The organism is Pseudomonas sp. URIL14HWK12:I6, from assembly GCF_000514195.1.
GTDB classification, from domain to species: Bacteria; Pseudomonadota; Gammaproteobacteria; order Pseudomonadales; family Pseudomonadaceae; genus Aquipseudomonas; species Aquipseudomonas putida_A.
Genome location: NZ_AZVL01000010.1, coordinates 234,998 through 244,768, shown reverse-complemented (window position 1 = coordinate 244,768; position 9,771 = coordinate 234,998). Strand labels below are relative to the sequence as shown.

Below are 9,771 nucleotides of genomic sequence, written 5' to 3'. Positions count from 1 at the left end.
ACAACTCTTAAATGGTGCACTCGACAGGATTCGAACCTGTGACCGCTCGGTTCGTAGCCGAGTACTCTATCCAGCTGAGCTACGAGTGCATTTGTTGCGCCGCATTATAGCCCGTCTAATCTCTATTCCAACCACTTTTTCTAATAAATTCAACAACTTACAGAAAAAGCCAGATTACAACGTACTAAGCAAATAATGGCGGAGAACGGGGGATTCGAACCCCCGACACCCTTTTGAGGTGTACTCCCTTAGCAGGGGAGCGCCTTCGGCCACTCGGCCAGCTCTCCGCAACACGGGGCGTATATTAACCACCTTCTTCCCCGTTTGCAAACATAAAAATCGATAAAAATTAATGGCTTGGTTCTTCGTCCTTCTCTTTCTTTATACGCAGGTAAATTTCCTCACGGTGCACGGCAACCTCTTTCGGGGCGTTGACGCCGATGCGCACTTGATTTCCTTTGACGCCGAGCACGGTCACGGTGATTTCGCCATCACCGATAATCAGGCTTTCTGCGCACCGACGAGTCAGAATCAGCATACCTTTCTCCTCACGCATTTCATTTCAGGGACAACAGTCTGCAAAAAAAAGGCACCCGACCTACAACCGGAGCGATCGTAGCCCTACATGCCTGAGTATTGACCAGCGCGAGCAAAAGAACAGTTCAGGGCTCGCGCCATTCAAAAAATAAAGGGCGCGGTCAGACCGCGCCCTTCAGGTGACCGGATTTACTCGCCCTGACGGGCCGGCGCGTCCAGTTCGAAAGCCGTGTGCAGGGCGCGCACGGCCAGCTCCAGATACTTCTCTTCGATCACCACGGAAACCTTGATTTCCGACGTCGAGATCATCTGGATGTTGATGCTTTCCTTGGCCAGGGATTCGAACATGCGGCTGGCCACGCCTGCGTGGGAACGCATGCCGACGCCGACGATCGAGACCTTGGCAATCTTGGTGTCGCCCACCACTTCCCGGGCACCGATCTCGCGAGCGGTGTTTTCCAGCACGGTCTGTGCGGCCTGGTAGTCGTTGCGGTGCACGGTGAAGGTGAAGTCGGTGGTGTTATCGTGCGCAACGTTCTGCACGATCATGTCGACTTCGATGTTCGCGGCACTGATCGGGCCGAGAATCTTGAACGCCACGCCCGGGGTGTCTGGCACGCCACGGATGGTCAGCTTGGCTTCATCGCGGTTGAAAGCGATGCCGGAAATGATCGGCTGTTCCATGGTTTCCTCTTCATCAATAGTAATGAGGGTGCCCGGACCCTCCTTGAAGCTGTGCAGTACGCGCAGCGGAACGTTGTACTTGCCGGCGAATTCCACCGCACGGATCTGCAGCACCTTGGAACCGAGACTGGCCATTTCCAGCATCTCTTCGAAGGTGATCTTGTCCAGACGCTGAGCGACCGGCACCACGCGCGGGTCAGTGGTGTAGACACCATCGACGTCGGTGTAGATCTGGCACTCGTCAGCCTTCAAGGCAGCCGCCAGTGCCACGCCTGTGGTGTCGGAACCGCCACGGCCGAGGGTGGTAATGTTGCCGTGCTCGTCGACGCCCTGGAAACCGGCGACAACCACCACGCGACCTGCTTTCAGATCACCGCGAATCTTCTGGTCATCAATCTGCAAGATACGCGCTTTATTGTGCGCACTGTCCGTCAGGATCCGCACCTGATTACCGGTGTACGACACCGCCGGCACACCGCGCTTGATCAGCGCCATGGCCAACAGGGCAATCGTCACCTGCTCACCGGTGGAAACGATCACGTCCAGTTCACGCGGAACCGGTTGCACGTCGCCACTGATTTGCTTGGCCAGATCGATCAGACGGTTGGTTTCGCCGCTCATTGCAGACAGCACAACCACCAGGTCATCGCCGGCATCGCGGAATTTCTTAACCTTGTCGGCGACCTGCTCGATTCTCTCGACAGTGCCGACCGAGGTGCCTCCAAATTTCTGTACGATCAAAGCCATTTCAAAGCCGCCTCTGCCCATGAAGGGCGCCCAATAATCACTCGAACAGCCGCCGGGCCCGCCACTAGACTGCGGGTCCGGCGGGCCGTCTTATAAACCCTGCTCGACGAATGGAACGGTCAGCGCCAGTGCGCCATCCAGTGCGCCGGCGTCAACACCGCCGCCCTGCGCCATGTCCGGACGACCACCGCCCTTCCCGCCCACTGCCGCAGCAGCCTGTTTCATCAAATCACCGGCTTTGAGTTGGCCAGTCAGGTCCTTGGTTACGCCTGCAACCAGTACGACCTTTTCCTCATGGACACTGCCGAGCAGGATCACTGCGCGGCCGAGTTTGTTTTTCAGCTGATCGACCAGCGCCAGCAGCGCCTTGCCGTCCTGACCATCCAGACGTGCAGCCAGAACCTTCACGCCCTTGACGTCGACTGCCGAGTTCGACAGATCGTCGCCCGCGGCGCTGGCGGCCTTGGCCTGCAACTGCTCGAGTTGCTTTTCCAGCGCGCGGTTGCGCTCCAGCACGGCCGACAGCTTGTCGATCAGATTGTCGCGGCTGCCCTTGACCAGGTTGGCCGCTTCCTTGAGTTGTTCTTCTGCAGCGTTCAAGTAGGCCAGTGCCGCAGCACCGGTGACTGCCTCGATACGACGCACACCCGATGCCACACCGCCTTCGCTGATGATCTTCAGCAGGCCGATGTCGCCGGTACGGTTGGCGTGGATACCGCCACACAGCTCGACGGAAAAATCGCCGCCCATGCTCAGCACGCGCACGTTGTCGCCGTACTTCTCGCCGAACAGCGCCATCGCGCCTTTCTGCTTGGCGGTTTCGATGTCGGTTTCTTCAGTTTCAACTGCGGAGTTCTTGCGGATCTCGGCGTTGACGATGTCTTCCAGCGCTTTGATCTGCTCCGGCTTGATCGCTTCAAAGTGGCTGAAGTCGAAGCGCAGACGCTGGCTATCCACCAACGACCCCTTCTGCTGAACGTGCTCGCCCAGTACCTGGCGTAGCGCAGCGTGCAGCAAGTGGGTGGCCGAGTGGTTCAGCGAAGTCGCGTGACGCACCTCGGCATCGACGTGGGTTTCCACTGGCGCGCCGATGGTCAGGCTGCCGGAATCCAGCACGCCGTGGTGCAGGAAGGCGCCGCCGGTCTTGGTGGTGTCACGGACGTCGAAACGTGCGTTACCGGCCTGGAGGAAACCGCAGTCGCCGATCTGGCCGCCGGATTCAGCGTAGAACGGCGTCTGGTTCAGCACGATCACCGCCTCTTCGCCTTCACTCAAGACGTCGACCGACTGGCCATCTTTATAGATAGCGACGATTTTTGCCGAACCGCTGGTGTCTTTGTAACCGGTGAACTCGGTGGCCACATCAACCTTGACCAGGGTGTTGTAGTCCAGACCGAACGAGCTGGCGGAACGCGCACGAACACGCTGGGCTTCCATTTCACGCTCGAAGCCGACTTCGTCGACGGTCAGGCCGCGCTCGCGAGCGATGTCGGCCGTCAGGTCCATCGGGAAACCGTAGGTGTCGTAGAGTTTGAACACCACGTCGCCCGGCACCACGGTGCCTTTGAGTTCCAGCAGATCCTGTTCGAGAATCTTCAAGCCGTGCTCCAGGGTCTTGGAGAACTGCTCTTCTTCGGCCTTGAGTACGCGCTCGATGTTGCTCTGCTGCTTCTTCAGTTCCGGGAAGGCTTCACCCATCTCGGCGACCAGCGCAGCGACGATCTTGTAGAAGAAGCTGCCAGTAGCGCCGAGCTTGTTGCCGTGACGGCAGGCGCGACGAATGATCCGACGCAGCACGTAGCCGCGACCTTCGTTGGACGGCAGCACGCCGTCGGCGATCAGGAAACCGCAGGAACGGATGTGGTCGGACACCACTTTCAGCGACGACTGGTCACCATTCTCGCAGCCGATGGCTTCAGCCGAGGCTTTGAGCAGGTTCTTGAACAGGTCGATGTCGTAGTTGGAATTGACGTGCTGCATCACCGCACTGATCCGCTCCAGGCCCATGCCGGTGTCGACCGACGGCGCTGGCAACGGATGCAACACGCCATCGGCGGTGCGGTTGAACTGCATGAACACGTTGTTCCAGATCTCGATGTAACGGTCGCCGTCTTCTTCCGGCGAACCCGGTGGGCCGCCCCAGATGTGGTCGCCGTGATCGTAGAAAATCTCGGTGCATGGGCCGCACGGGCCGGTATCGCCCATGGTCCAGAAGTTGTCGGACGCGTAAGGCGCGCCTTTGTTGTCGCCGATACGGATCATGCGCTCGACCGGCACGCCGATCTCTTTGGTCCAGATGTCATACGCTTCGTCGTCGGAGGCGTAGACGGTGACCCAGAGCTTTTCCTTCGGCAGTTTCAGAACGCCGGTCAGGAAGGTCCAGGCGAAGGTAATCGCGTCGTGCTTGAAATAGTCACCGAAGCTGAAGTTACCGAGCATTTCGAAGAAGGTGTGGTGACGAGCGGTATAACCGACGTTTTCCAGGTCGCTGTTCTTGCCACCGGCACGCACGCACTTCTGGCTGCTGGTTGCGCGGGTGTACGCGCGCTTTTCCTGGCCCAGGAAGCAGTCCTTGAACTGGTTCATCCCCGCGTTGGTGAACAGCAGGGTTGGGTCGTTGCCCGGAATCAAAGAGCTGGAGGCTACACGGGTGTGGCCTTGCTCTTCGAAGAAGCGAAGGAAGGCTTCACGGATTTCTGCGCTTTTCATTAGGTTCTTCCACGGAGGCTGCGGCCAAAGGCCTGTACGAAACGTCAACAGACGAAACGACGGCAAAGGGCCGCATTATATCGGCCCTTCGCGCGGGGTACAGCGTGTTTATACGATAGTAACGGTCAATTGGACGGCTAACGCTGTCACTTGCGCGAAAACTCGACGAATGTCGCGATCACTTGCTCGATTTGCGAGCGACTGACGTCCATGTGCGTGACCAGGCGCAAGCGCGCGGCGGCGCTCAACTTGATCCCGCGTTCGGCGGCAAACGCCTTGAGCGCTTCAGCCTGATCGCCCATTTGCACGTAAACCATGTTGGTCTGCACCGGCTCGACGCTGAACCCGGCCTCGCGCAGGCCTTCAGCCAGAAATTGCGCATTGGCATGGTCATCCGCCAGACGCTCGACATTGTGATCCAGCGCATACAGCCCCGCCGCTGCCAGCAATCCGGCCTGACGCATGCCGCCGCCGACCATCTTGCGCAGGCGACGCGCCTTGGCGATCAACTCGGCCGAACCGCACAACACGGAACCGACCGGCGCGCCAAGGCCCTTGGACAGGCACACCGACACCGAATCGAAATGCCGGGTGATTTCCCGCGCATCAACCCCAAGCTTGACCGCTGCGTTGTACAAGCGCGCGCCGTCCAAGTGCAGTTGCAGGCCGTTGTCCTGCGTGAACTTGCGCGCCCGCGCCAGATATTCCAGCGGCAGCACTTTGCCTTGCATGGTGTTTTCCAGCGCCAGCAATCGCGTCCGGGCAAAGTGGAAGTCATCGGGTTTGATCGCGGCGGCGACCTGATCGAGATCCAGCGAACCGTCGGCCTGCACTTCCAGCGGCTGCGGCTGGATCGAACCGAGCACCGCCGCGCCACCGCCCTCGTACTTATAGGTGTGCGCCTGCTGGCCGACGATGTACTCGTCACCGCGCTCGCAATGCGCCATCAGCCCGAGCAAGTTGCTCATGGTGCCGGTCGGAACGAACAGCGCAGCGGCGAAACCCAGCCTTTTCGCCAATTCGGCTTCCAGACGATTGACCGTCGGATCTTCGCCGTACACATCGTCACCGGTAGCCGCCGCAGTCATCGCGTCGAGCATGGCAGGAGTCGGTTGGGTGACGGTGTCGCTGCGAAGATCGATAACGCTCATGAACCTGGCCTCTGGTCAGCAGGGGAAATCCCTTTTCGAAGATGAATTACTGCGGTCATGGCGCCGATTAATCAACCCTTGAATGAGAAAAAGCACATTACTCCTTGAAAGGACGCAACCCAATGTGGGAGCGAGCCTGCTCGCGAAAGCGGTCTGTCAGTGACACATCTGCTGACTGACACATTGCTTTCGCGAGCAGGCTCGCTCCCACAGGTTCTGTGCAAGGCCGGAAAATATGTGATAAAAACGCTGCGCCGCCCGAGAAAGGGCGGCAAAAACGTTCTCAGGGCGGGGTGCAATTCCCCACCGGCGGTAATTGCGCGCAATGCGCATAGCCCGCGAGCGCTTGGCGACGAACACGGCAAAGGCTGTGATCGGCGACAAGGTCAGCAGACCCGGTGTGATTCCGGGGCCGACGGTCATAGTCCGGATGAAGAGAGAACGGGATTGACGCCAATGGGCCGCCCGCGCGCTTGTGTGCTCGTGCGTACCCTTGAATCCCTTTCAATTCATAACGCCCTGTTTTTCACACAAACAGGAGTCAGAACATGCAACCCACCGCTATCGACAGCAAAACCAAACACCCTCACGGCGAGCGCGTTGCGTTCATCCAGGCCTGCTGGCACAAGGAAATCGTCGACCAGAGCCGTAAAGGCTTCGTCGCCGAAATGCTGGCTCAGGGTTATCAGGAATCGGACATCGACTTCTTCGAAGTCGGCGGCGCCTTTGAAATGCCCCTGCACGCCAAGTTGCTGGCCAAAACTGGCCGTTATGCCGGCATCGTCGCGGCCGCTCTGGTCGTGGATGGCGGCATCTATCGTCACGAATTCGTCGCCCAGTCAGTGGTCAGCGGCCTGATGCAGGTGCAACTGGAAACCGAAGTGCCAGTGTTCTCGGTGTCCCTGACCCCGCATAACTTCCATGCCGGTGAAGAACATCAGAAGTTCTTCTTCGAGCATTTCGTGCACAAGGGTCAGGAAGCGGCGCGGACTTGCGCGGATACGCTGCAGAAGGTTCGTGCGTTGCGTCGCAGTGAGCCGCGAGCTGTAGCGGTCTAAAGCTGAGTGAGGTTTTGACCTCACTCAAATCAAATGTGGGAGCGAGCCTGCTCGCGAATGCGGTGTGTCAGCCATCATAATTGCTGGCTGACGGTCAGCATTCGCGAGCAGGCTCGCTCCCACAGGGGATTTGCGTCAGTTGCCTAATTGCGTCAGGCGAGATGTTCGTCAGTGGCCGGCACGATCAGGATGCCGGCGCGCAAGCCGTTCTTGACCTTGGGATTAGGGAAGATGATCCGCGCGCCCTCTTCCTCGATGACCCAGCGGGTATTGGCCAGATCTTCGGCCAGCACATAACCCACATCCAGTTCGGAAAAGTTCTCGATGTCCGCAGGCAGGTTCAGGCGGAACGCATCGCTGTGCTTGATGATTTCCCGGGCGACGCTGAACAGCTGCAAACCATCCAGTCCCTCTGCTGCCAGATCCGGCTCATTGCCTTCGATGATCTGCTTCAGACGAGTTTCCAGACGTGAAACATCCACCCCTTCGTTCTGCCCGAACGGCCGCGCCTTGCCCAGTTCCAGGGTGAAAGCCTCGGCACCGAGCTTGTCGTAGGTGTAGGAACTGAACACGATCGACGGCTTGTTCTGCAGCAGCACCGCTTCCATCCCGGCGGCGCGCAGACGCGCCAGTTCGCGGCGCGAATGCTGGCGACCTTCCTTCCACGGATACAGCGCGAACTGCTCGATCTTCGAACCACGAATGGCGGTGTGCAGGTCGTAGTGCAGTCGCTGCCGATCCGGCAGGCTGAAGAAGCTCGCCGCCAGCCGTTCCAGCTCACAGGCGCGGATGGCTTCGGAACCGCTGGTTTGTTCATGCCGGCCGTTGAACAGCCGGTTGACATCCTGCTCGACGAAGCGCTCGCCCTTGCGGATCGCTTCCGGGTTACCGAACAGAAACAGAATGCGTGCACGCGGCTTCAGATCGCCGCGAGCGATGTCATGCAGCAGCCGATCGAGCAACTCGATCGGCGCTGTTTCATTGCCGTGGATGCCTGCCGACAGCAGCAGGTCCAGGCCATTGTCGCGCGCTTCGGGCGGCCGGACTTCCAGCGCACCCTCGCTCAACCAGCGCATGCGCACGCCTTCGACAGTCAGTTGAGTCTTCTCCGCCGGTTCGCGGCCGGCGAGGGTCAGTTCAAGCAGTTTGCCGAGGGCGAGCATAGAGCGGTTTCCTTAGTGATCGTGGTTGCAATCCGGGCCGTGCACGTGGTCTTCGTCGTCGCCGACGTCAGCCGGTTCCATTTCCAGTTGCAGACTTACCAGATTAGTTGCCAATGGGCGCAGCAGCAGGTTGGCGTACTCTTCGTCACCTTCCTCGACGTCCACGCCGATCAGCAGTTGGCCACGGCCGTCCTGCTGGATCCACAGCTCTTTGCCTTGCCACATGACCGCGACGCGGGTGCACGAGGTTTGCAGTTGCGTGCCGTCGGTGTCTTCAAGGATCAGCTGCAGGGAATCGCTCATGTTTTTACTCTCTTGGGGAGACAAGCCGCGCGTCGTGTTCAGGCGACGCGCCGGCCATCAATTGATCTGGAATGGATAAACCGCGCCCAGTTTAAGGATTTGCGTCAGTTCATCCAGTGCCGTCCGGCATTCAAGCAGCAACTGCGGGTCCGCCAGATCGGTTTCGCTCAGGCGGTCGCGGTAGTGCTTTTCAACCCATGCGGTCAACGAACCGTACAACGGGGCCGTCATGATAACCCCTGGGTTGACCGCCGCCAGCTCGGTTTCGTTGAGCGCGACGCGCAGTCGCAGGCACGCCGGGCCACCGCCGTTCTGCATGCTTTGCTTGAGGTCGAAGACTTTGACTTCGCGGATCAGCCCGCCGGAGCTGGTCAGACCTTGCAGGTAGTTCCACACGCGCTCGTTGCCACGGCATTCTTCCGGCACGATCAGCAGCATCGAGCCATCCGGACGCGACAGCAACTGGCTGTTGAACAGGTAGGAGCGCACCGCATCGTCCACGGTGACCGCCGAACGCGGCACGCAGACCGACTGGAACTGGCCGCCGACCTTGGCCAGTTTGCCCTGCAACTCGGCCAGCATCTGTTCGGTGTCGAGGAACGCGTCCTCGTGATAGAACAGCACCTCGCCGTTACCCACCGCGATCACGTCGTTGTGGAATACGCCCTGGTCGATCACCGCCGGGTTCTGCTGCGCGTAAACCACGCCCTCGTCACGCAGACCGTGCAGACGCGCTACCGCTTGCGAGGCTTCCAGAGTCTGGCGCGCCGGGTACTTCTGCGGCGCTGGGTAGCGGGTGTCGAAGGCACTGCGACCGAACACGAAGAACTCGACACCGGCCTCGCCGTACTCACGGCAGAAACGCGTGTGGTTGGCTGCGCCTTCGTCACCGAACTGCGCCACTGCCGGCAACGCGGCGTGGTGGGCGAAGTGCTGCTGATCGGCGAACATCGCGCCGAGCACGCGGCTGGTGGTCGGGTGTTCGATGCTGCGGTGGTATTTGCAATTGAGGTTGGCGGCGGTGAAATGCACGCGACCATCAGCGGTGTCGGCACTCGGGCTGACAGTGGCAGCGTTGGCCACCCACATGCTCGATGCCGAGCAACTGGCGACCAGCAACGGCATGGCTTCTTTGGCGGCGCGCTCGATCACTTGCGCGTCGGTGCCGCTGAAACCCAGACGGCGCAGAGCGGCCACGTCAGGACGCTCCTGCGGCGCCAGCACGCCTTGCTGAAAGCCCATTTCCATCAGCGCTTTCATTTTCGCCAGACCTTGCAGCGCCGCTTCCTTCGGATTCGAGGATTGCTGGCTGTTGCTCTGGGACGCAACGTTGCCGTAGGACAGACCACCGTAGTTATGGGTCGGCCCCACTAGACCGTCAAAATTGACTTCATAGGATTTCATCAGCGAGGCTCCACG

8 protein-coding genes, 2 tRNA genes and 1 riboswitch are annotated in these 9,771 nt (G+C 59.8%); of the genes, 1 reads left to right on the top strand and 9 read right to left on the bottom strand.

Annotated features, from left to right (window positions below; translation table 11 throughout):
- Positions 1–12: 12 nt before the first annotated feature.
- The 6 genes from H043_RS0115690 to ltaE all read right to left on the bottom strand — a co-directional run bounded on the left by H043_RS0115690 (position 13) and on the right by ltaE (position 5,828).
- Positions 13–89, bottom strand: a tRNA-Arg gene (locus tag H043_RS0115690).
- A 107-nt stretch (positions 90–196) separates the two neighbouring features.
- Positions 197–287 (bottom strand) — tRNA-Ser (locus H043_RS0115685).
- 62 nt (positions 288–349) lie between these two features.
- Complete coding sequence (gene csrA, locus H043_RS0115680) at positions 350–538, bottom strand: carbon storage regulator CsrA (protein WP_002554426.1); 189 nt, start codon at positions 536–538, stop codon at positions 350–352.
- A gap of 188 nt (positions 539–726) precedes the next feature.
- The gene (locus H043_RS0115675) at positions 727–1,968 is read right to left on the bottom strand and encodes an aspartate kinase (protein WP_025112914.1); all 1,242 of its coding nucleotides are present in this window, start codon (positions 1,966–1,968) and stop codon (positions 727–729) included.
- Between the two features lie 90 nt (positions 1,969–2,058).
- On the bottom strand, positions 2,059–4,677 hold the full coding sequence (gene alaS, locus H043_RS0115670; RefSeq protein ID WP_027612645.1) for an alanine--tRNA ligase: 2,619 nt from the start codon (positions 4,675–4,677) through the stop codon (positions 2,059–2,061).
- 146 nt (positions 4,678–4,823) lie between these two features.
- The gene (gene ltaE / locus H043_RS0115665; RefSeq protein ID WP_027612644.1) at positions 4,824–5,828 is read right to left on the bottom strand and encodes a low-specificity L-threonine aldolase; all 1,005 of its coding nucleotides are present in this window, start codon (positions 5,826–5,828) and stop codon (positions 4,824–4,826) included.
- Between the two features lie 275 nt (positions 5,829–6,103).
- Positions 6,104–6,275: riboswitch (FMN riboswitch) on the top strand.
- A gap of 101 nt (positions 6,276–6,376) precedes the next feature.
- On the opposite strand from ltaE, the gene H043_RS0115660 reads away from it, so the two are divergent.
- Positions 6,377–6,886 carry a 6,7-dimethyl-8-ribityllumazine synthase gene (locus H043_RS0115660; protein WP_027612643.1) on the top strand — a complete coding sequence of 170 codons (510 nt, stop codon included), beginning with the start codon at positions 6,377–6,379 and terminating at the stop codon, positions 6,884–6,886.
- A gap of 152 nt (positions 6,887–7,038) precedes the next feature.
- On the opposite strand, the gene astE is transcribed toward H043_RS0115660, so the two are convergent.
- The 3 genes from astE to astB are packed head-to-tail and all read right to left on the bottom strand — an operon-like array spanning position 7,039 to position 9,756.
- A complete protein-coding gene (gene astE, locus H043_RS0115655; protein ID WP_027612642.1) occupies positions 7,039–8,049 on the bottom strand; it encodes a succinylglutamate desuccinylase in 1,011 nt (336 codons plus the stop codon).
- 12 nt (positions 8,050–8,061) lie between these two features.
- A complete protein-coding gene (locus H043_RS0115650) occupies positions 8,062–8,352 on the bottom strand; it encodes a hypothetical protein (protein ID WP_027612641.1) in 291 nt (96 codons plus the stop codon).
- A 57-nt stretch (positions 8,353–8,409) separates the two neighbouring features.
- Positions 8,410–9,756, bottom strand: coding sequence for an N-succinylarginine dihydrolase (gene astB / locus H043_RS0115645; protein WP_027612640.1), 1,347 nt, complete (start codon positions 9,754–9,756; stop codon positions 8,410–8,412).
- Positions 9,757–9,771 lie beyond the last annotated feature (15 nt).